The organism is Zavarzinella formosa DSM 19928 (assembly GCF_000255705.1).
GTDB classification, from domain to species: domain Bacteria; phylum Planctomycetota; class Planctomycetia; order Gemmatales; family Gemmataceae; genus Zavarzinella; species Zavarzinella formosa.
The window spans coordinates 1,538,587-1,557,862 of sequence record NZ_JH636439.1 but is presented as its reverse complement, the minus strand read 5'-3'; the positions used below and the strand labels follow the sequence as shown (position 1 = coordinate 1,557,862).

The 19,276-nt window shown below is 60.7% G+C and carries 24 protein-coding genes and 1 pseudogene; 5 read left to right on the top strand and 20 right to left on the bottom strand.

From position 1 onward, the window contains the following. Window positions 1-104 precede the first annotated feature (104 nt). From BGIM_RS0107255 to BGIM_RS65530, 5 genes are all read right to left on the bottom strand, one after another. Window positions 105-707: a hypothetical protein gene (locus BGIM_RS0107255; RefSeq protein ID WP_020469130.1), complete on the bottom strand. Its 603-nt coding sequence runs from the start codon at window positions 705-707 to the stop codon at window positions 105-107. A 473-nt stretch (window positions 708-1,180) separates the two neighbouring features. Beyond that, the gene (locus BGIM_RS0107245) at window positions 1,181-1,750 is read right to left on the bottom strand and encodes a sigma-70 family RNA polymerase sigma factor (RefSeq protein ID WP_020469128.1); all 570 of its coding nucleotides are present in this window, start codon (window positions 1,748-1,750) and stop codon (window positions 1,181-1,183) included. 79 nt (window positions 1,751-1,829) lie between these two features. Then, complete coding sequence (locus tag BGIM_RS0107240) at window positions 1,830-2,393, bottom strand: hypothetical protein (protein WP_020469127.1); 564 nt, start codon at window positions 2,391-2,393, stop codon at window positions 1,830-1,832. Between the two features lie 128 nt (window positions 2,394-2,521). Next, on the bottom strand, window positions 2,522-2,902 hold the full coding sequence (locus BGIM_RS0107235; protein ID WP_020469126.1) for a hypothetical protein: 381 nt from the start codon (window positions 2,900-2,902) through the stop codon (window positions 2,522-2,524). A 73-nt stretch (window positions 2,903-2,975) separates the two neighbouring features. Further along, a complete protein-coding gene (locus tag BGIM_RS65530) occupies window positions 2,976-3,152 on the bottom strand; it encodes a hypothetical protein (protein WP_169331882.1) in 177 nt (58 codons plus the stop codon). Between the two features lie 145 nt (window positions 3,153-3,297). On the opposite strand from BGIM_RS65530, the gene BGIM_RS0107225 reads away from it, so the two are divergent. Both BGIM_RS0107225 and BGIM_RS0107220 read left to right on the top strand, forming a co-directional pair. After that, entirely contained in the window at window positions 3,298-3,624 is a 327-nt protein-coding gene (locus BGIM_RS0107225; protein ID WP_020469124.1) for a helix-turn-helix transcriptional regulator, read from the top strand. A gap of 85 nt (window positions 3,625-3,709) precedes the next feature. After that, window positions 3,710-4,192, top strand: a complete 483-nt coding sequence (locus BGIM_RS0107220) for a hypothetical protein (protein ID WP_020469123.1) — start codon at window positions 3,710-3,712, stop codon at window positions 4,190-4,192. Window positions 4,193-4,206: 14 nt separating this feature from the next. Here BGIM_RS0107220 and BGIM_RS0107215 read toward each other — a convergent pair whose 3' ends face one another. The 10 genes from BGIM_RS0107215 to BGIM_RS0107170 form a co-directional block, all read right to left on the bottom strand. Then, on the bottom strand, window positions 4,207-4,512 hold the full coding sequence (locus BGIM_RS0107215; protein WP_020469122.1) for a hypothetical protein: 306 nt from the start codon (window positions 4,510-4,512) through the stop codon (window positions 4,207-4,209). Window positions 4,513-4,594: 82 nt separating this feature from the next. Then, window positions 4,595-5,311 carry a hypothetical protein gene (locus BGIM_RS0107210; RefSeq protein WP_020469121.1) on the bottom strand — a complete coding sequence of 239 codons (717 nt, stop codon included), beginning with the start codon at window positions 5,309-5,311 and terminating at the stop codon, window positions 4,595-4,597. A 97-nt stretch (window positions 5,312-5,408) separates the two neighbouring features. Further along, window positions 5,409-5,870: a terminase small subunit gene (locus tag BGIM_RS57110; RefSeq protein ID WP_020469120.1), complete on the bottom strand. Its 462-nt coding sequence runs from the start codon at window positions 5,868-5,870 to the stop codon at window positions 5,409-5,411. A 24-nt stretch (window positions 5,871-5,894) separates the two neighbouring features. Further along, window positions 5,895-6,410, bottom strand: coding sequence for a hypothetical protein (locus tag BGIM_RS0107200; protein ID WP_157368651.1), 516 nt, complete (start codon window positions 6,408-6,410; stop codon window positions 5,895-5,897). Between the two features lie 61 nt (window positions 6,411-6,471). Beyond that, window positions 6,472-7,278, bottom strand: a complete 807-nt coding sequence (locus BGIM_RS0107195; RefSeq protein ID WP_157368650.1) for a hypothetical protein — start codon at window positions 7,276-7,278, stop codon at window positions 6,472-6,474. 374 nt (window positions 7,279-7,652) lie between these two features. Then, a complete protein-coding gene (locus BGIM_RS0107190; RefSeq protein WP_029629817.1) occupies window positions 7,653-8,105 on the bottom strand; it encodes a hypothetical protein in 453 nt (150 codons plus the stop codon). A 32-nt stretch (window positions 8,106-8,137) separates the two neighbouring features. Next, entirely contained in the window at window positions 8,138-9,349 is a 1,212-nt protein-coding gene (locus BGIM_RS0107185; protein ID WP_020469116.1) for a hypothetical protein, read from the bottom strand. Next, entirely contained in the window at window positions 9,349-9,645 is a 297-nt protein-coding gene (locus tag BGIM_RS0107180) for a hypothetical protein (protein ID WP_020469115.1), read from the bottom strand. The genes BGIM_RS0107185 and BGIM_RS0107180 overlap by 1 nt, the downstream gene beginning before the upstream one ends. A gap of 384 nt (window positions 9,646-10,029) precedes the next feature. Next, window positions 10,030-11,313: an efflux RND transporter periplasmic adaptor subunit gene (locus BGIM_RS0107175; protein WP_020469114.1), complete on the bottom strand. Its 1,284-nt coding sequence runs from the start codon at window positions 11,311-11,313 to the stop codon at window positions 10,030-10,032. Next, window positions 11,310-14,495 carry an efflux RND transporter permease subunit gene (locus BGIM_RS0107170; protein ID WP_020469113.1) on the bottom strand — a complete coding sequence of 1,062 codons (3,186 nt, stop codon included), beginning with the start codon at window positions 14,493-14,495 and terminating at the stop codon, window positions 11,310-11,312. The genes BGIM_RS0107175 and BGIM_RS0107170 overlap by 4 nt, the downstream gene beginning before the upstream one ends. Before the next feature lie 143 nt (window positions 14,496-14,638). On the opposite strand from BGIM_RS0107170, the gene BGIM_RS0107165 reads away from it, so the two are divergent. Next, window positions 14,639-15,298, top strand: a complete 660-nt coding sequence (locus BGIM_RS0107165; protein ID WP_020469112.1) for a GntR family transcriptional regulator — start codon at window positions 14,639-14,641, stop codon at window positions 15,296-15,298. A gap of 227 nt (window positions 15,299-15,525) precedes the next feature. On the opposite strand, the gene BGIM_RS0107155 is transcribed toward BGIM_RS0107165, so the two are convergent. After that, window positions 15,526-15,732 carry a hypothetical protein gene (locus BGIM_RS0107155; RefSeq protein WP_157368649.1) on the bottom strand — a complete coding sequence of 69 codons (207 nt, stop codon included), beginning with the start codon at window positions 15,730-15,732 and terminating at the stop codon, window positions 15,526-15,528. Here BGIM_RS0107155 and BGIM_RS62565 point away from each other — a divergent pair. Further along, window positions 15,719-15,868, top strand: coding sequence for a hypothetical protein (locus BGIM_RS62565; protein WP_020469110.1), 150 nt, complete (start codon window positions 15,719-15,721; stop codon window positions 15,866-15,868). The genes BGIM_RS0107155 and BGIM_RS62565 overlap by 14 nt on opposite strands. A gap of 145 nt (window positions 15,869-16,013) precedes the next feature. On the opposite strand, the gene BGIM_RS0107150 is transcribed toward BGIM_RS62565, so the two are convergent. After that, window positions 16,014-16,682 (bottom strand): YoaK family protein, encoded by a 669-nt coding sequence (locus BGIM_RS0107150; RefSeq protein WP_020469109.1) that lies wholly within the window; start codon window positions 16,680-16,682, stop codon window positions 16,014-16,016. 593 nt (window positions 16,683-17,275) lie between these two features. Here BGIM_RS0107150 and BGIM_RS0107140 point away from each other — a divergent pair. Continuing rightward, a complete protein-coding gene (locus BGIM_RS0107140; RefSeq protein ID WP_157368648.1) occupies window positions 17,276-17,590 on the top strand; it encodes a hypothetical protein in 315 nt (104 codons plus the stop codon). Window positions 17,591-17,897: 307 nt separating this feature from the next. Here BGIM_RS0107140 and BGIM_RS0107135 read toward each other — a convergent pair whose 3' ends face one another. From BGIM_RS0107135 to BGIM_RS66995, 3 genes and pseudogenes are all read right to left on the bottom strand, one after another. Continuing rightward, entirely contained in the window at window positions 17,898-18,428 is a 531-nt protein-coding gene (locus tag BGIM_RS0107135) for a tyrosine-type recombinase/integrase (RefSeq protein ID WP_020469107.1), read from the bottom strand. Between the two features lie 347 nt (window positions 18,429-18,775). Further along, on the bottom strand, window positions 18,776-18,958 hold the full coding sequence (locus BGIM_RS0107125; RefSeq protein WP_020469105.1) for a transposase family protein: 183 nt from the start codon (window positions 18,956-18,958) through the stop codon (window positions 18,776-18,778). 68 nt (window positions 18,959-19,026) lie between these two features. Next, window positions 19,027-19,276, bottom strand: a pseudogene (locus BGIM_RS66995) (hypothetical protein); the annotation flags it as partial.

Below are 19,276 nucleotides of genomic sequence, written 5' to 3'. Positions count from 1 at the left end.
TTGAAGGCCGGATGCCCAAGGTAACCGGCCAGTGACTGCAACTGCCGCTCCCTACAACCTTGACACAAAAGAAATTACAGGCCCTCTTGTTCTTTCCGAAGCTTTCATTTCGGCTCCTTCGCTCCCTTCGGAGTGAGATAGAGTCCTTTTCTGCCTCCGTGCGGCCGACCCGCAAAGCCGCGTTCTATCAGCCCGTCAACGGCGGTCTTGACGACCGCCTTGCCGCTCGCAAGCTCCTCTCCAATCTCGTCCAGTGTCCAGGGCTTGTTCAGCCCGGATCGATGGAGCAGTCCGAGGACGTCCGCTTCGGCTTTCGTGAGAGGCATGGCTTCGTCAACCGCAGTTCCTGTCGTCGCGAGCCTCAGGGGGTCTCGCTTGAACTCTTTCCACTCGAACCGCTCAAACTCCGTTGCGACTTCTCTCCAGTCGGGTAGTCCGGAGTAATCTCCGAGTTCACGAAGGTGACGGGCAAACTCACGTCCCAGCGACCACGGACTCTCATCGTCCGGACGTTCTGCCCAATGCGTTGTCTTGCGTGCGGCCGCAATGTCACTCGCCCTGGCCTTGAACCATATCGGCCCCCACAATTCTCTGCGGATGACCAGCAGGGTTATGATGTCTTCAAGGTTTTCGATGCACAGATCCCGCTGCACTCGCTGGTAAATGGTTTCGTAAGCCACCGACGTGGGCAGATCAACGCCACGCATCACGCATCGGGGCCTTGAGGTCATCCATCACTTCCCAGAACTGCCTGCGGTTCACGTGATCCGAGAAGTCGTCCATGTCGGGGAAGGACAGATCGCCGAAGATCTCGTCATTCTGCCATCGCAAGATGTGTGCGTACGCGGTGTCGAGGGAGCATAGGCACTCGACCGCCGTCCAATTTGGTTACGGAAACAGCCACTCAGGCTTTTTGAGCATTGTCCCGCCCCCTCAGGCAGGTCCTCGAAGTGAAACCGGACGGGGCGGGCGGTGAGGAAACCGCTTTTCGGGAGCTAACCTAGCCCCGTTCGAAGGATAAAAGTCTACCGCGACCTCGCGGGTTGCTCAATGTGAGTTAATCGCGAATCCGATCAAAACCAAAGGGAGTGCAGACGTCTGCACCCCCGGCGAAGCGACGCGGGATTTTACTGCTATCTCCTGTCCCGCAGGGTTCGGGTGCAGACGTCTGCGCCTGTCCTCATCCAAGCGGGCTCGGCCGTAATTTCGCCACCGCCCGGCCGAGAATCTGACTGACCCGCTGCCGGCTGACACCAAGTAGCCGGCTGATCGCGGCCAGGGATTCGCCGTTCTGGCAATGCATCCGGACAACTTCAAATTCGCGAGGTTGAAGCGTTTGTCTCGCGTGGTCCCACATCTCGGCCGCATCGAGGACGCTGCCGACGGCTTCTGCGCCATTCGTCGAGGCTGGCAGCCCCTCCTTATCCGGAAAGTGGGCCAGTTGTGAGAGGGGTAGCTCCCGTTCTTGACGCCGTCGGCACTTCGCCACCAGTTGACGGAGTCGGTGACAAATGACCATCACGGCATACTTCTTAAACGGCACGCCACGGTCGGCATCGAACAACTGATTGGCGTAGGCCAGCGCAAACAGGGCCTCGGCGAACATGTCGTCCGGCCGGACGCCCCGGCCTTCGCCGCGAATGAACTTCCACGCAAGCGCCCTGGCAAGGGACAGGTGTCCGGGAAGCTCGGCCGTGTTCGTCAGGGGACGCGCGTCGGAGGCTCGGTCGGTCGGGGTTGCCGTCGGCATCGGAGGATATCCAAAGCTGAGTGAGAGTGGAAGGCAAAGCCCGCCCGAACTCCGGGCGGGCGACGGACAGTCGCCGGAATCATTCCAAAGGAACTCCCTCGCCCTTGGCCAAGGCGAGCAGAGCCTCGGACACCAAGAGCATGCCCATCAGGGAACCCCGTTGCTCGCCGAGGCCCTCGGCCGTCATGGGGTCGCCGAGGCCGTCCGACCAGCAACGGAAGAAGTCTTTCACCATCCGCCGGGCGGATGGGTCGGCCAGCAAAACCCCTCGGATGCTCGCGGGAGGATTGGCGGGCAAGTCGTCGGCAACAGTGGCCGTTTCACTCAAGGGTTGGCCGGGAACCGGCACGGGCAGCAAAGCGGCCGGCCGGACGGCGTCGTCGGGATCGCCGAGGGTGATGACGATCCCGGCGTCTTTGGTCTGGCCGGGCCAGAAGCCCGCGAGCTCCTCGCCGATCTCATGGAGCAACCGGGCGAGCCGGGGCGTCGGCGTCATCGTCAGGCGGTAGGCTTTCCGTTCCTCTTCTTCGCGGAGGAAGCGTTTTCTCACCTTGGGATCTTGGAGCGGGTTTGGTTTGTTCTCCGGGGCGGCTTTCGATGCCTTCTTGCCAGTTTTCGGGCGGTCGGTCGTCTTGGTCTTCATGGTCGGTTTCCTCATGGTGAACGGGTGTCGGTCGACGCCGGGCGGCGAAAGCCGTCACGCGAGGGTGCGTAGTTTGGGCGGGGCCGCCAGAACTGGCGGCCTTCGTCACTGTTCAGGGTTCGGAGAACTCAGAAGGGGAGCGGGATGTCGGCAGCCTCGGCCAGTTCCTCGGGAGTCCGGGTGTCCGGCGTCGCCACGTTGTCCAGCTCGCCCGCGTCGAGCATGGCCCGCAGCGTGTCGAGATGCTTGCAATGCCCGTGAGCCTCGAAGCCCCGGCATTCGCAAATGTGATCTTGCTGGTTTCGGGCGATCAGGCACGAATAAGCCTGCCCATCGGACAGATTGCGGAGACGGAACGCCCGGCCATCGAGTTGGCTCGGGAACTCATCGATGGCGTAGGCTTCGACCTTTCGACCCTTGCGGATTCGCAGGGCGGGGACGGCAAACTCGTAGGCCGTTTCGATCTGCCCGCGGTTGCGGGCCGTGCTGCTGGTCGCTACGTTGTTCATGGTCTCGATCCTCTCAGGGGTTTTGGGACTCGACCGGGGCGGGATCACTACTCCCGCCCCGGTCACTTCAAACTCATTCTTTCTCGGCGGCCCGGCTCACACACACCAGCTTCCGCAGTTGCATGATGTGTTCTTCGAGATCGGCGACGTCGAACGATTCCCCGCACTCTTTGCAGTGGAAGCTCTCGCAGTCGGCGAGCACCAGACACAACCCGTGTTCGGCGTTGCAGAGGATACATCGAGTCGTCATGGTCATGTTTCTTATGTGCTAGTTTTCTATCACAACGGCATGATATGCTAGTTTTTTAGCACCGTCAACAGCAGATGATAAAAAACTAGCAGAATTTCAAAAGTCTGTTATCCTGATGGTGTGAACCGGGTTTGTGAGGCGAGTGATGAAGAAGAAGCCGGAAGTGACCGAGTCGCTTGGAAGCCAGGTTGCCAGACTGAGGGAAGCGGCCGGAATGACCCACCAAGCCCTAGCCGATGCGGCTGGCGTGGCGCGTCAGACGATCCGATTCTTGGAAGGCCATTCTACTCCTTACGGAACGAGTGTTGAGACGTTCCTCAAGATTTGCCGGGTGCTGGAAGCGGATCCGTGTGAAGTGCTGTTTCGATTGCCGGAAGTCCGGCTTCCGGCCGACGAACATCCCCCGGAAACGTCGGCCGAGGAGACGGAGAAGCCCGCCAAGAAGACGACAGGCAAGAAGAAGCCGAATTGATTTTTTGCAATCCGTCCGGGGTGCAGACGTCTGCACCTCTCTCCCGTCTGCCTTTTACTGCGTCTGCTTTCAAGGAAGAAAAGCCATGCTCAAGGAAGAGCCGGAAGCAATTCGTGATTTGTTACGGCGTGCCTCGAAGGTTCTGGCGATGCTCGCCGAAAGCAGTTTGCTGGACGCCATTCTAGATGAAGACCCTACCGAGTCTCCCTGCCGCGAGACTCCGCATTCAGATGTCTTGAATCCAAAGCCTCGCAAGTCATCAAAGTCCCGGCCAAGGCCCCGTCCCAAGCCGGTGACTCTGAACGGTTCGGACGCTGCCGCGATGCTCAGCATCGGCCTCTCCAAGTTCAATGCGCTGAGCCATGAGAACGTGTTCACGTTAATCGCCGACCCTCGCGGCAGAAAGAGCGGACGGCGAATCTTCTATCACACGGACGAACTGGAGATTTACGGCGAAACGCGAAACCCCGAGCGGGTCCGCGAGTTTCGCCGTGAAATAGGACGCCTGAAAAGGGAGTTCCCGCCAAGTGCAGACGTCTGCACTTGGCGGGAACCGCCATCGACATGACGGGCTAACATCACTCAACGAAGGCATTGAGGGAGAAATTCGGACAATGGCTTTGGCGGGAATCCGAACATCCCCTTTGGGATCGGGCCAGCGGAAATGGCCAAGACGCGGTCGGCCACTGAACCGGAGGCAAACATTTGCCTTCTGGCAGGACTCAAAACAGCCTTCAACGTGCCCAAGCCGGGAATGTCGCGCACATCCCCGACGACGGCCCGGACACGTTGTGCGAATACGTCAAAGGGTTGTTTCTCGAAGATATTGGCGTTGATCCCCGACACGGTGAATTCAACGACTTGTCGGGCGAGTGTTGGCATGCTCATGATTCTGATCCTTTCGAGTAATGCGTTCGGCAAGCAGTTCGCCGAATCGCTTTGAAGGTTAGGCCGGTTGTCGGCCTTGATATCAACTTGACCCGGCGGCCCGGCGTCGCTCGGCGAGTAATTCTGCAAACTGCTCTTTGGAGACCTTTCCGTCCGGCATTGACATCCCCATGATTCGGGGAACCGGGTACAGATCAATCTCATGGGGGTGCAGTCCCCACTTCTCCTGAAGACTCCGATAGATCTTCGCCCATCCCGGCGAGCCGATCACCTCGGAGACCAGCAGCCCCCGGCAAGTCAACGACATGTCGGGCCGGTCGGCAAGGGCCTCCTCGGGAACGGTCGTCGCGGTGTCGAGCCGGATGAGCGCCTCGACTGGATCAAGCATCGCGACGGCTTCGCGGATGCGCTCAAAGGAATGTCCCGACCGCATCAGCCCGGCGGCATGCCAGACAATCCGGGCGGCCCCCTCGACGGACTCGAACACATCAAGCACGTCGTCTGGCGACACTCCCGATTTCACTTGCCCCCGGAGATAGGTCCCGACTGCGAACTCCCGTTCCTCGGCCGTCAGGCAATCGCCGTCGAGATGCCACTCCGGAAGATCCCGTCGGAAGGCAAGGTTGGCGGCCAGCGGAACGGCCCACCGACGGAGCGAGACCAAGTCGGGTACCGTTGGCAAGCCGACGGCCAGGGTGATCTCGCCGGCACCCCGGCCAATGGTCAGATGACCCGGCGGCGAGATCATCATCACCATCCGCCGGACTTTGCGGGATTCGCTTGGCGGGTGAGTTCTCATCGGTGATTTCTCCGGCCGGTCAAAGAAGACGGGCGGCCGGGTGAAAGCCCGGCCGCCCACGGGAGAAGATGGTTGGACGCCGTCCCTCTCTGGTTGTTCACGTTGCTGGCGGCACCGCCTTTGGGGTGGATAGTTTTTCAAGAAGCTCCCTGAATATCATTAACTCGTCATGGCTGAGAATCGAAAAATCCCAACCCGAACCGGTCTTGACCTCGGCCTTCACTTCGCCCTCGACTTTGAGACGTTCCTTCAGCATTCCAAGGGCTTTCGCCAGCGTGGTCAACGCGCTGACCCGGCCCGAATGGGTTCCGTCAGGCCCGGTGAGCGTTGCCTTTTGTTGAAGACGCCTCATCACCCATTCCGTGGTGATGTCAAGTTGCTCGGAGATTGCGTTTCGGCGGACGTTCAGGGCCGCCAAGACTTCAGGTTTGCCAAGCAGTTCGGATGCGATGCTTTTGGCCGTGCGGGAAGAATAGCCCGCACGGATGGCCGCCTGGGTGGCATTGAGATCGACGAGAAACTCGCCGATAAATCGCTCTTGTTTTGGTGTCAGCGCCATGTTGCTACTCCTCTCGCCGCCTCGTTATTCGGCGGTCTCTTCCTCTTCATCGTCTTCATCCTCCGCACCCCCATCCGGTCTCTCCGGCTTTCCGGCGACTTCGGGCCTTATGGCGGTCGCTTCGGTCAAACCCGCGGCCGGATCGAGGCCCGCCAGCACAGCATCGGCGTTTTGCTCGTTGATCATGGCCTCAACGTCAGCAAGCTTCAACTCCGGCATTGTTCGCCGCGAACTCAACCAAACCATCCGGGCGCAACCGGAGGGTGTTTGCATGAGATCGATGAAATCCGCAACACTCGGCTCCGGCTGGACGGCCGCGCAATGCCTCACATAAGAGTCGATCAGGGTCTTCCGGTCATTCGGGGAGAGACCGTCGAGGCCCAACTCAGAAAGGGGAGTCGTCCGGGCCTTGAGCTTGGTTCTCGCCCAACGTCTGAACGCATAGAGTTCGGACGGCCCGGGTTGTCCGACGATCAGGCGAAGCGTCTTGTCGCCCTTTGTGATGGTCAGCGGTTCCGGGACGTTTTTGGTCTGATTCATGCTCATCCCAATGCCTTTCGAGTTGACTCAATTCTTGGCGGAACATCTTTCGTCGAGAAATTCACGGTCCGACACCACCCACTCCAAGCTTTCCGACGAGCCCCACAATGTTCTCAAGCTTGTCGACCATCTTTATTTGCTGGTCTAATTGCTTCTTCGCAATGTCTTCGCCGTCTCCCTTGGCAAATGCCTCTTGAAGCCGGTCAAACGTGCCTTGAAGGCTCTCGAACTTCACATTGACTTTTCTGGTGAACCCGGGCGGATCATCATCGCCGGCGCCGAAGAAGCCTTTGACCTTGTCGGCGATCACATTGGCGATGCGCTTGGCTTTCTCAAACCCCTTGTTCAGCCTGTCGATGTCGATTTGCGGGGGAACTATGGGCGGCATGCTCGCAAGAACTTCTTGAATGCCCGTCGGTTTAATACCTCTTTTAGCCCCTTCACTCTCTATGAACTCTCGCTGCTTCTTGTCGATTGCCGCTTGGGCTGGATCCCAAAGCTCCTGAATTTTCAGGTAAGAGGAAGCGAACTGTTTTGCGATCCAGTCACTCGCGGACGCTGCGGACCTCATCAAAAAGTTGAAGAAGGTGGCTCCGGCCACCGTGACCTTCTGAATGAAGCCGATCACGTTGTCCGTCCAAGTCTTGTTCGCGCCGCTGACGGCGTCGGCCGTGCTTGGAGCTTCGCCACGGAAGAAGTTGAAGAAGATCGTGGCGGCCGCAATAATTGCCGCGATGCCGGCAATGGCGATCCCGGCTGGCGAGGCGATGGCGGCCAGAACAGTCCCGATCGCTCCGGCGACAGCCACGAATGCCGGAAGCATCGCAAGGGCCGCTCCAATTCCCGCCGCGAACGTGGCGACTTGCATGATCGTGTTTTTGGTTTCCGGGCTGAGCGCCCGGAATGCCTGGGCACCCTCAATGAGAAGGTCTGTCAGTTTGCGGACATAAGGAGCGAGTGAATCGCCGACAACACGCGAGAAGTATTCCCATGCTTTGCTCAGGCGGTCGGCCTCGACGGTGTTCTCCATCGCAGCCCGGCCGAACGTGCTAAGGAACCCGCCACCGAGGGTGCCCGCGACTTTCCCCAGCGCACCGGCGGCCCCAAGAATCTTGTTCATCTCTCCGGAAGCAGCCTGGGCAAATTGCTTCATTCGGCCGAGCCCGCCTTTCACAGGCCGCTCGGCCGTCTCGATGCCCTTTACGGCAAAGTTGAGAAACAGTTGGCCTATCTGTGACTGAATCACGGCAGGGCTCGGTGGTGTTGATTGTTCGAGTCGGCGTCCGGAATGAATTGTCGCCGATTCGAGAGGGTGCGTGTGAATGAGGCCCCGTCTTCCCACCCGTGGACGACCGGCCCGGCCCCGTTCGACCAAGTTGTCAGCAGCCCCGGCCCCGCTTCGTCGGCCCGGACGTCGTCTCGATGACGCAAGCCGGTTCCGGCAGAGTCCCGCCTGGCATACTCATCAATCCTCGACGCAGATCTCGGCGTGGTGCGAGTGGCGGTGGCCGGCGGCGGTGGCTCCCGGAAGTCTTCTGGGAAACACGCATGGAGCACGTCGGCCCATTGCTCGGTTGAGAGGCTGAGCGTTCCGGCGAACGTGGCCACCTCCAGCCGCTCGATGAGCAGTTCGCGGATTTCGACGGGGACAAGAGTTTTCTTGGCGATGATGGATCGGGGTGCAGACGTCTGCACGTTGGGTTCAGGATTGGCCGCCGATGGAGGCCTCAATCCGGGAACGCATGGAACGGACCGTGTCTTCCATGCCGAGCCGACTGCGATTCGCGGCGAGCATCTCGACATGAGAACCCGAAGGATCGACTACGACGCGAACGCTGAGATCGGAGATGATGGCGCCGACGGACTCGGGATCGATGTGAACGGCATTGATTCCCCTGCCTGTCCGGCTTCAGGGATACTCGCCTTCCCGGCTTGAGTTGGCGAAGGGAGGAGGATTGGGGATGCCGAGCCAGCCGACGGCGATGCTCCTCGGCCACCATTTCGGCGACTTTGAGAAGCCTTGTCGCGAGGGCTTTCCGCACCTCGGACATGACCGGAGTTACGTTGGAACGGAGTTCTGCGGTTTTCATGGCTGAGAGATCCTCGACCCCCACGATACCATGACGAAGCGTCTGCCGAAGACCGGGGATGCGAGAACGTGACGGTGAGGCCAAGCGATCAGTCGAGTTTGTACTTGCGGTCGATTTGCATGCGAACCGGCTCAAGCCGCTCGTTGACGAATTGCGTCTGTTGAGCCTCGGCCCTCGCGCCCTCAACTTCAGATCAGTTTTCGAGGCCGGAAATTTGGCCTCGGCCTCAGTCTGGAGTTTCGTCTTGGCATGTCGGATGGCCTCGTTCTTGGCCGCCGTCACAGCGGCAGCGGTTCGGGATGTCTCCAATTTCCACTTGGCCAGAACGTCGGCGAGCTGGTCTGGTTGCGATGGCGGCAGGCTTTCGCGGTTAGGCCACTGTCTCATCGTCGCCGCCGTCGTTCTGGCCCGGTCCACCTTGCGGACGACGAGCGGGCGGGCATCCTTCGGATCGTTCTCCGGCAGATCGGGGCCGGGAGGAAGTTCCAAGCCGACGGGTTTTCCTTGATAGCCGGAACCACCGACGATTGACGCCGGGATGCGGAATCGCACCGTTCCGCTCTCCCCGAAATTCGACGCCGACAAGTCAAGGTCAATGGACTCGGCCGCCTTCAGGGGAACCTCGAACACAAGAAGATCAGACACAATACGATCCGGAGGAAGGTCCGTTCTCCCGTCAATGGTGCCTGTCGGCCAGGCTCCGTTTCGGAACGTGACGATCTGATAAGTGTTCCCGAAGTTATCCCGCAGCGAGCCGGATGAACCGGAGATGCCGAGGTAACTTCCCGACCAAGATTTGTACTCCAACATGCGAGTGGGGTTCACGTTCACGACTTCGACGCCAATCATCAGATAGGCTCTGAAGAAGTACCCGCCCCTTGGAATGACTTCAGCGGAACTTCGCCAATCTGCAAGGTGGTCAGTCGGACTTGCGCGTCTCCGAGGCGAACTGCCTGATCGTGCGGAGCCCGAGGTTCGGCGGTATCAGCCGTGGATTCGATTTTGTTCCTCTTGGGAATTGGGCCAGATGTCCCAAATTCGTTTGGGCCAACGGGCTGTTGTTTCATTTCCGGGCCACCGCCGCCGCAGGCGACGAGCATGGCGAGCGTGCCGGCGAAGCAGGCGACGGTCAGGGCGGAACGCATTGCCACTCCTTGAGTTTGGAAGAATTGGTCGAGTCTCTCCCTTATTCGCGGGAGTAATGTGATTGTTTTATTCGACGGCCTGCAGGCAGGAACGGCGAATCTAAATTCAAGCGGCAACGTCAGCTTCGGGAATCAAATCACTACGGGGATTTCGCGTGATTTAAGGGAAGATACAGTGGCCAAGGAAAACGGCCTCTCCGATGAAAATGCCACCCTCTTTCAGGGCGGGCTGAAAGAATACAAAGACCTGAAATCATTTGGCCAATCGTCGTCGGTCGCTTCGTTGACGGACCTTGCTTTCCAGTTTTCCTTTGGTCGCATGTGCATCTCTGCCATCTCTGCGTTCACGGTTGTGACTTCAAAGCGATCGAATCGCATCGGTCATCACCTAGTTGCGCCAGCGACTTCAACGAGGGTTCCCTCGGGAAGGTCGTCGCCTGGTCGCACGACCAGCGTTTCCCCGCCCGTCAGGCCGGACAGGATCTCGACCGTGGTGCCGAAATCCCGGCCGACTTGCACCGGGCGATAGTGGATCGCCCCGGTCGAATCCAGCACGGCCACTTTCGTTCCCTCGGCCCGCGTGACCACCGCCGCCCCCGGCACGCGCATCACGCCCGTCGGGACGTCCAGTCGGAAACGGACCTGAAGATACATGCCGGGCAGGAGCGCCCCGTCCGCGTTCGGGACATCCACCTGCACCCGCAGCGTCCGGGTGCGGGGATCGACGGCGTGGGTCGTGCGGGAAATCGTCCCCGGAAATTCCCGGCCGGGGGTCTCCGGCCGAAACACCGGGGCAAGCTGGCCGGAATGCACGGAAGACGCAAATGTCTGGGGAATGTCCGCGAACACCCGCAAGGTGTCCACGCTGGCCAGATGAAACAGTTCCCGGGCGTTGGCGTTGTCGGCGACGATCAACGCTCCCGAGTCGAAGTTTCGGGCCGTCACCACGCCGGCAAAAGGCGCCGTGACTTTTTGAAACCGTTGCAGATCCTCCAACCGCCGGACGTTGGCCTGATTGGCCGTGACCGTGGCCTCGGACACCCCGACGGACGCCGTCGCCACTTGCAACGCCGCCTCGGCCTCGTCGGCCTCCTGCTGGGTGACGGCATTGGTCCGCACAAGCGGCCGGGTCCGGGTCACGTTGACTTTGGCGAGGGCCTCGTTGGCCTTGTTTCGTTCGACGGTTGCCTTCGATTCGGCCAGCGCCGCGCGGGCCTGGAGTAATTGCCCGTCCACTTCCGGCGTCTCGATCTCCGCGAGGAGTTGCCCCTCGGTGACCATGTCGCCGATGTCAACCAGCCGTCGCTTGAGATAGCCGCTGGTGCGGGCATAGACGGCCGTTTCCAGCAGCGGCGAGGCCGATCCCGGCAACACCTGCACCACTTGGGCCGGGGCCCGCTCCACCCGGATCGTCAACACGCGAGGGCGGTTTCCCGTCGTGGCCGCCGAGGTTTCATCCCGCACAGTGATCTGGCGGGCGCGAGCATATCGCCCCGCCAGCCCGAGGACGACAAACACCCCGATCGCCACGCCGGAGATCAACACCATTCGGAAAAAGGACGGACGCGTCGGCGGGGCTTCGATAACCGATTCCTCTTGATGCTCCGTATGGGCCTCGACCGGGCGGGGTGCTTCTGGCGCCGGGGCGCCGGTCACGTTGTTGTTCATGACAGTGTCTCCTTTTCATTCAGCAGAGGCTCGACGGCCGCCGGGGCCTGACGGCGAAGCAAGCTATACATGACCGGGACGAAAAACAGCGTGTAAGCGGTTGCGACGACCAGCCCGCCGATCACCGCCCGGCCGAGCGGGGCGTTTTGCTCCCCGCCATCCCCCAACCCCAGCGACATCGGCAGCATCCCGGCGACCATCGCCATCGCCGTCATCAGCACCGGCCGCAACCGGGTCGAACCGGCTTCCATCGCCGCCTGCCGGGCATCGCGGCCCACGGCACGGCGATCATTGGCAAACGTCACCATCAGGATGCTGTTCGCCGTCGCCACGCCGACCGTCATGATGCCCCCCATCAAGGCCGGGACGCTGATGGTGGTGCCCGTGGCGAACAGCGCCCACAGGATGCCGGCCGCTGCCCCCGGCAGCGCGGTCAGGATGACGAACGGATCGGTCCACGATTGGAAATTCACCACCATCAGGAAGTAAACCAGCAGCACCGCGAACAGCAGGCCGAACCCGAGGCCGGTGAAGGATTCGTCCATGCTCTCGATCTGGCCGCGGATGGCCATCGTGCTGCCTTTGGGAAGCGTCGCCCGCAGTTCGTCGGTCAATTGACGGATGTCCCCGGCCGCCCCGCCGAGGTCGCGGTCCTGCACCGTCGCGCAGATTTCGTAAACCGTCTGCACGTTGTAATGGCTGATGAGGCCCGGCGATTCCGAGCGATGGACGGTCGCCAGATTGGAGAGCAATTGCGGCTCGGCCGATCCAACCCCCGTCACCGGCGTGCTGAGGAGGGCATCGGGCGAATCGATCAACCCTTGCGGTGTCTGCACGGCCACGCGGTAATTCACGCCGTTCTTCGGGCTGACCCAGAAGTTCGGGGTTCCCTGGAAGGAAGAGCTTAACGACACCAGCAGCGAACGGGCCGCTTCTTGTTGGGTGACGTTCAAGCCGCTGGCCATCACCCGGTCCACATCCACCCGCAGTTCCGGGGCATCCGGGATCTGACGCAGTCGAACGTCTACCACCCCCGGAATCTTGGCCATCCGCTCCCGCAACACTTTGGCGACGGCGAGGTTTTCCTCCCGCCGCACCCCGACCACTTGCACGTTGATCGCGGCCGACTTGCCGAATGTCAGCACCTGCCCGGTGATATCCGCCGGGGGGAAGTCGAACGTGCAACCCGGAAAGCGGCGGGGGAGTTCTTGACGCAACCGGCGAATGTGGTCGGCCGTCGGCCCGTGTTCAGGCTTCAGCGCCACCAGAATTTCGCCGTCGTAAACGCTCACCAGTTCGTTGCTGATGTAAGCAGTGTTGGTGTAGAACGGGGACACTCCCATGTTGTCCAACACCATCTCCATTTCCCCGGCCGGGATCTGTTCGCGGATCACATCCTCAATCTGGCCGAACGTCCGCTCCGTCTCCTCGATCCGCGTGCCGGCCGGCGCCCGGACGTGCATCCGAATCTGGCCGGCGTCCACCTGCGGGAAGAAGTCCCGGCCGATCAGCGGGACCAGCACCAGAGACCCCAACGCGAAGATCATCATCCCGGCCACCGTGGCCCAGCGATGCTCCAGCGCCATTGCCAGCAATCCGCGATAGCCCTGCCGAACCCATTCAAAGGCCGTCTCAAACCGGGCGTGCAACCGGCCGAACAAGCCGCTCGGGCTGTCGTGGCTGCCGCGAGCGTATTGCTCGGCTTCCTTGCCCAACAGGAAAAGCATCAAGGTCGGCACCAATGTCCGCGACAGCAGGTAGCTGGCCATCATGGCGAAGATCACCGCCAGCGCCAGCGGGATGAACAGATAAGCGGCCGGCCCGGTCAGGAATACCACCGGGACGAACACGATACAGATGGCCAGCGTGGACACGAACGCCGGCACGGCAATTTGCCGGGCGCCGTCGAGGATCGCATGCCGCAGCGGCTTCCGCATCGCCATGTTTCGGTGGACGTTTTCGATTTCGACCGTGGCGTCGTCCACGAGGATGCCGACCGCCAGTGCCAACCCGCCGAGCGTCATCACGTTCAATGTTTCCCCGATGGCCCAGAGGGCGATGATCGAGCAAAGCACGGAAAGCGGAATGGACGTGATGATGATCAGGGTGGACCGCCACGACCCGAGAAACACCAAGATCAGCATGGCCGTCAGCCCGGCGGCGATGGCCCCTTCCCGCAACACCCCGTCAACCGCTTCACGGACGAACACTGATTGATCGAAAATGATCTCCAGCTTGAGTTCCGGCGGCAATTGGGCCTGAATATTGGGGAGGGCCGCCCGCATCCGGGCGACGACATCCAGCGTGGAGGCGCCTTCGCCTTTGAGGATCGGCAGCAGCACGGCCCGCTTGCCATCACGGCGGACGACATTGGTTTGCACCGCGTATCCGTCCCGCACCTGCGCGATGTCCCGCAGGTAGATCGGGGCGCCGTCCACTGTTTTCACCGGAATGAGATTGAACGCCTCCACCAATTCCGGGCTGCTGTTCACCTTGATGTTGAAGTCGATGTCGCCGATCTTCGCCGACCCGGCCGGCAGGATCAGGTTTTGGGCGTTGACCGCCGTGCTGACATCGGCGGCAGACAGGCCGCGGGCGTAAAGCTGGTTCGGGTCAAGGTCGATCATGATCTGCCGGGGCTTGCCGCCATACGGCTGCGGCACCCGCGCCCCCTGGACCGTCCCCAATCGTTGGATGACGAAGTTGGCCGCGTAGTCGTACAACTCGGCCTCGGTGAGCGTGTCGCTCGACATCGAAATCTGGGCAACGGGGACGCTGGTGGCGCTGTACCGGACGATGTACGGCGGGGTGGTCCCCTGCGGCATGTTGTTGAGAACCGTCTGGCAGGTCGCGGTGACTTGGGCGGTGGCCGCCTCGATCTTGGCCTTGGGTTGAAAGTAGATGCGAATGATGCCGACGCCGTTGTAGGCCTGGCTCTCCATATGCTCAATGTCGTTCACCGAGGCCGTCAGCACCCGCTCGGTGACCAGCAGAATCCGCTTCTCCACATCGTCGGCAGGCATCCCCGAGTAGAGGTAAACGACGGTGATGACCGGGATGTCAATGTTCGGGAAGTTGTCGGCCGGCATACGCCGGATGGCCACGATCCCCACCGCGAGGATGAGCAGGGCCGCGACCACAAAGGTGTATGTTCGCCGGAGGGCCAGTTCGACAATCCACATGATTGATGAAACTCCGAAAGGCCCGCAGGCGGGAAACACATGTGGGAATACTCCGGTCGGACGAAGCCCTAACACGGAATTATTAATTATTGATAATTGCCGTTCCGGGCTGGAACCGGCCACGGAAAGGGGGATAATATTTCATGGAAAAGCTCTCTCTCCCCGGCGAAGCCATGACCGTTCAACGCCTCAGCGCGCGCGACCAGATTCGTCGCACCATCACCGAACGCATCTTGGCCGGGGTCTATCGGCCGGGAGACCGGCTGGTGGAACTTCAGATTGCCCGCGAGTTGGGGGTGAGCCAGGGGCCAGTGCGGGAGGCCTTGCGAGAGTTGGAGGCGTCCCGGTTGGTGGAGTCCGAACCAAACCGGGGCACACGGGTGCGGACAGTCAGCGCCAGGGAGACACGAGAAGCCTACTTGGTTCGCGGCGTGCTGGAACAGTCGGCGGCGCCGACGGCCGCCCTCGCTTTCAAAGGCAACGCCGGCCGCTTGCGCGAGGCATGTGAAGCCATCATCCGGGCGGCCATCGCCGGGGATCTCTCCGAGCAAGCGGCCTGCAACACGGCCTTCCACCGGATGATCGTCGAGGCCTCCGGGAATTTGGTTTTGCTGCGGTTGTGGGACTCCCTGTCGTTTGAACCCCGCCCCCGGCTGACGCTCGCCCGGCCGGATGCGGAGCCGGTGCGGGATGCCGAGTCCCATCGGCCCATCGTCGACGCGCTGGAGCGAGGCGCCGCCGCGCTCGCCGGCCGCTTGCTGCGGGAACATGCAGAATCGTTTGCGCCGCCGGAGGAAATGTGAGTAGCCGACTGTGAAGGCGGGAGTGGAAATTTTCTGGGGGAGTTGTCTGGTGATCGCCTGCTGAACATGTCTTAAACATGTTGATTGATCGCGACCCGACCCAACATAAACAAAAGCTAACAGGCAAGACGGCCGCCCGCTTGGAAGAGTTCTGGCAGTGGCTCGTTCGTAACGTCACGAAATAGAAGAAGACTGTTCGGCCGAGAAAGGCACCAGTCATCACGCCATCACAACTTGACCTTGAACCACGTCCCGCAGTTGCCGCACTTACACCGCCACGTCTTCGGCCATTCGGGATGGATGATGGCCGCCGGATCCGTGGCGACGGCCTTCAGAGCGGACCGCGTTCCGCACTTCGGGCAGAGGCAAGGCAGCAAGGCGGCCGATGCCAGAGAGCCGGTATCGACGGCCGAGGCAATCATGTTGCGTTCCATTTCACTCCCCTTGGTGTGCTTCGGCGGTTCCCAAAAAGTCAAGTTTCGTCAAGTGACCTGGCGTGATTCGGGCCAATTGCTGCTCACCGGCCTCGCCGACACTCGTGAACGGGCATGGGTTAAGTCACAGGCCTGACGGATGGCATTAATTGATTGTCCGCCAGATGACGCAGGGCGCAAGCCAAGGTGGCTTCAAAACAAGATTTTTCAAAACAACGCGGTTGTTAGCCGACCGGCCGAATGCCTGCAAACGAATTCTTGGGGGTCTGCCGCCGAAGTGGTCAGGGATTCGGCCGGGATCGCGTGCCATACAGCCCATAAGCCACTGATGCCACTGCGGTCAGCCCCGCCGGAATGAGAAGCGAGGCTTCGCCGAAGTGACGGAATCCGACGGCCCCGGCGATGCCTCCGGACAGAAACCCAGAAATGACAATAAGGCACATCCGGCGTCGCCTCGGGTCAACGGGCACACCGCCCAACGAATGGCCAAGGAACACGCCCAAGTCGGTGAACATGCCGGACAGATGAGTGGTTCGGACAACGGTGCCGCTGTACGTGCTGGCCATCGCGTTTTGAAGGCCGCACGCCAGCGAGGCGACACAGAGGCCGACGATGGCGTGGTATCGGAGCAGTGGGACGGCGGCCGCCAGCAGAGCCGATTCAATCAAGAGGGCCACACCGTACCGGCGGCCGAGCCGCAGCGTGCCGTCCCGGATGAGGAAGCCACTGAGAGCGCATCCGGCGAGGAACGAGCCAAGGAGGGCCGCGAAACGGAAAATGGCGACCCCGTCGAATTTCGCCAGTGCGGCCGCCAAGAGGGATGTCGTGCCGGTGAGGTGAGTGACCGCCTGCCGTTCGACGCCGAGCAGGCCGACCGCGTTGACCATTCCGGCGACAAACGCCAGTGCCCACGCGCCTGTCCAGACCCATCGAGGCAGTTTGGAAATCATCGGTCACAAAGGGTGCGTGGTAAAACCAATCGCAGACTCGGAAATCGCTTCCGGTGCCAGATGCGACAAGTTTACCATCCCCGCCGCAAGGCTCAATGGCCGGCCGTTTGCCGGTGTCACAAGGCGGGCGCCAGCGTGAGAACCTCGCCGGTCCCGACGATCCGGTACTTTTTCCCATCCCCGACCTCAGCCACGACTGCGGGCAGAGTGACGCCGGGTTGTATCGGGGCCATCCTAGTGCGGGATCATGAGGCGACAGACCAACGAGAGCAATTACCCTCCCGACTTCGACACTAACAAAATCCCGGCGATTTCTAACCTACTTTTTCAAATCACACTTTGCGTCCGGCACGATCTCGAAATTTAGTGGATTGAACTTTTCAGGGCGGGTAAGTTTGCAATTGCTCGCACACCCCCATACCCAGAGAATGGAAATGAGACTCAGTTTCGCAGCCGTCGTGCTGGCCGTCATCATAACGGGTTGCAAGAAGCAATCAGAGCCAATCCCAAGCCAAAGCTCCGCTCAAGCCCCGCCGACTCCGACGCCGCCTGCACCGCAAGCGCAGTCGCCGGACATCAAACGCGGGATTGCCATGCTGACCGGCCGCTGGATGTGCAAAAAGGAACATGAGATGTTCCACAAAGTGTGCCCGGTGGGGTTTGAACTTAAGGCAGACGGGAAATACGAACTGCTGAATATCGATGGAAAACCGAGCGGAACGTCCGGAGAGTGGGTTCTGAGCGTGTTTGAATATGAGGAAGCATTCGGAGAAAAGCGATGGGATGGCAAAATGACCATGAAGGGTTTAAAACCCCAAGAGGAAAATATGATCCGGCTGAATCCTGCCGAGAATAGGCTGAGCTTTTTGTTCTTTCCCGGCGCGTCGCCGATTTACTACAAACAATAAAAGTCTGGCAGCGAGGATTTCCGCCGGGGTTGCTCAAAAGAAGGTGAGGACAGCCCACCCGGAGGCAGGCCGGGATGAACGGTCATAGACTTTCCCGACAAGGGAATCACCAATGACTGATCTGTCAGTTGTCTTATAGTCATTTATCTCGTTAATTTCGTAGGGGAATTGATCTCAAACCGCCCTTCTCCGGAACGCTTCTTCCTAGCCCGCCGAACCGGAGGCCGCCCCGGCCCGAACCAACAGCAGGATCGAGGAGCGGACCGCCTCGGGAATAGACGGCCAGAGAGATATCAGTTCGGCCAGATCAGGCGGGCGTGGGCCAGTGGGAGGGCCAGTGGGAGGGCCAGTGAATTGGATTTTGTTCGGATTTGCCGTGTTTTTCAGCGTATTTTTGCGGATTGGCCGAGAGTTCGATCCTCTTCCACTCCATTTTCTCACTTGTCATCACTCGTTCGCATTCATCTCTAACCGTTGTCGAATCTCCTGAATTTAAGCACTTTTTGAGACTGCCCGCCAAATCAACGGCCGGGTTAGTTGTCATTCGTTGACACTCATTCCCATTCGCTTGGGCCACTGGAATGACAGATGGTGAGGTCATGGAGATGTCCTGCGTTGTCCGGTGAAGCGTCTCGTCATCTACCTGCCCGTAAGTTTCGGTGGTCAGTTTCATGTCCGCGTGACGCATCATGAGTTGGGCGAGTGTGATCGGAACCCCCTTTGTCTTCAGCCACAATGCGAACGAATGACGCAGGGAATGGAAAGTCACGAATCGTTTTCCTTGAGGCGTGTCCGTCACGGTTTCCACGTTGGCCGCTTTGGCGTCAGCTTGAATCATCCCGCCCGCGTGCGATATCCAAGAGGCGGGGATTAACCGATCCCCCGGTCAGAGTTCTCCGACAAGTTGAAGCACATCGACGGCGACCTGGCCGAGGGCGATGCCGACCTCGGCCAGGCGCTGACCGGATGCAACATCCCAAGTCCTTGGGAGGCGTCGTGCGAACCGCGACAAGTCTTGCCGTCGATCGCCACCAGACGGCGTTTGCCCTCGGGATCCGGGGGGAAAACCCCGGCCGTCCACGGCCGAAAACATTCCCGGAAGGTCTCGGGCCTGAGCATCATGAGCAACCGGCGGAGGCAATCCCGCGACGGCAATCCGTTCGGCAGGGTCAGGCGATTTTTCAGTCACTCTTCATGAAGGGCGGACCAGCGATGAATCGTGGTGCGCCCGTCAAGGCCGCCGATGATCCCGCACACCGCAATGACGACAATATCGACCAGCAGATGTTTGCGATTGCGAGCATGCCGGGGATCTTCCGGCGACTCAAAATAAGCGCCGACCGAACCGACATCGATGAGTTTCGACATGCCTGATTTCCCAAGAGGCGTCCGCAGACGAATGCCGGGGACTTCAGTCCAACTTGCGGTTCCACCCCTCACGCGCCAGAGCGCCAAGCTTGCCTATTTATGCGCGATGGCCGTGCCGTTTCGCGCTTGGATCGAAGGTAAGCGGCGAATTCATCGCAATCGCCGGTGGTGATGGAGCGCATGTCCGTTTTCTTCTTCCGGGTCAGTCGGAACCGCCGCATCGTCCGCCAGACCGTCACGCGCGAGGCGGGCAGCCTCAGGCGTTTGCGATGTTCGGCCGGGGTGGCGTCCGGATGTTCGAGCACGGCCTGGCGCAGT

Excerpts from the sequence above, each read along its gene's own strand:
- BGIM_RS0107255 (WP_020469130.1), bottom strand. The coding sequence starts at position 707 with ATGCGTGGCGTTGATCTGCCCACGTCGGTGGCTTACGAAACCATTTAC.
- BGIM_RS0107245 (WP_020469128.1), bottom strand. The coding sequence starts at position 1,750 with ATGCCGACGGCAACCCCGACCGACCGAGCCTCCGACGCGCGTCCCCTG.
- BGIM_RS0107240 (WP_020469127.1), bottom strand. The coding sequence starts at position 2,393 with ATGAAGACCAAGACGACCGACCGCCCGAAAACTGGCAAGAAGGCATCG.
- BGIM_RS0107235 (WP_020469126.1), bottom strand. The coding sequence starts at position 2,902 with ATGAACAACGTAGCGACCAGCAGCACGGCCCGCAACCGCGGGCAGATC.
- BGIM_RS65530 (WP_169331882.1), bottom strand. The coding sequence starts at position 3,152 with ATGACGACTCGATGTATCCTCTGCAACGCCGAACACGGGTTGTGTCTG.
- BGIM_RS0107225 (WP_020469124.1), top strand. The coding sequence starts at position 3,298 with ATGAAGAAGAAGCCGGAAGTGACCGAGTCGCTTGGAAGCCAGGTTGCC.
- BGIM_RS0107220 (WP_020469123.1), top strand. The coding sequence starts at position 3,710 with ATGCTCAAGGAAGAGCCGGAAGCAATTCGTGATTTGTTACGGCGTGCC.
- BGIM_RS0107215 (WP_020469122.1), bottom strand. The coding sequence starts at position 4,512 with ATGAGCATGCCAACACTCGCCCGACAAGTCGTTGAATTCACCGTGTCG.
- BGIM_RS0107210 (WP_020469121.1), bottom strand. The coding sequence starts at position 5,311 with ATGAGAACTCACCCGCCAAGCGAATCCCGCAAAGTCCGGCGGATGGTG.
- BGIM_RS57110 (WP_020469120.1), bottom strand. The coding sequence starts at position 5,870 with ATGGCGCTGACACCAAAACAAGAGCGATTTATCGGCGAGTTTCTCGTC.
- BGIM_RS0107200 (WP_157368651.1), bottom strand. The coding sequence starts at position 6,410 with ATGAATCAGACCAAAAACGTCCCGGAACCGCTGACCATCACAAAGGGC.
- BGIM_RS0107195 (WP_157368650.1), bottom strand. The coding sequence starts at position 7,278 with ATGCAAGTCGCCACGTTCGCGGCGGGAATTGGAGCGGCCCTTGCGATG.
- BGIM_RS0107185 (WP_020469116.1), bottom strand. The coding sequence starts at position 9,349 with ATGATTGGCGTCGAAGTCGTGAACGTGAACCCCACTCGCATGTTGGAG.
- BGIM_RS0107180 (WP_020469115.1), bottom strand. The coding sequence starts at position 9,645 with ATGCGTTCCGCCCTGACCGTCGCCTGCTTCGCCGGCACGCTCGCCATG.
- BGIM_RS0107175 (WP_020469114.1), bottom strand. The coding sequence starts at position 11,313 with ATGAACAACAACGTGACCGGCGCCCCGGCGCCAGAAGCACCCCGCCCG.
- BGIM_RS0107170 (WP_020469113.1), bottom strand. The coding sequence starts at position 14,495 with ATGTGGATTGTCGAACTGGCCCTCCGGCGAACATACACCTTTGTGGTC.
- BGIM_RS0107165 (WP_020469112.1), top strand. The coding sequence starts at position 14,639 with ATGGAAAAGCTCTCTCTCCCCGGCGAAGCCATGACCGTTCAACGCCTC.
- BGIM_RS62565 (WP_020469110.1), top strand. The coding sequence starts at position 15,719 with ATGTTGCGTTCCATTTCACTCCCCTTGGTGTGCTTCGGCGGTTCCCAA.
- BGIM_RS0107155 (WP_157368649.1), bottom strand. The coding sequence starts at position 15,732 with ATGGAACGCAACATGATTGCCTCGGCCGTCGATACCGGCTCTCTGGCA.
- BGIM_RS0107150 (WP_020469109.1), bottom strand. The coding sequence starts at position 16,682 with ATGATTTCCAAACTGCCTCGATGGGTCTGGACAGGCGCGTGGGCACTG.
- BGIM_RS0107140 (WP_157368648.1), top strand. The coding sequence starts at position 17,276 with ATGCTGACCGGCCGCTGGATGTGCAAAAAGGAACATGAGATGTTCCAC.
- BGIM_RS0107135 (WP_020469107.1), bottom strand. The coding sequence starts at position 18,428 with ATGATTCAAGCTGACGCCAAAGCGGCCAACGTGGAAACCGTGACGGAC.
- BGIM_RS0107125 (WP_020469105.1), bottom strand. The coding sequence starts at position 18,958 with ATGTCGAAACTCATCGATGTCGGTTCGGTCGGCGCTTATTTTGAGTCG.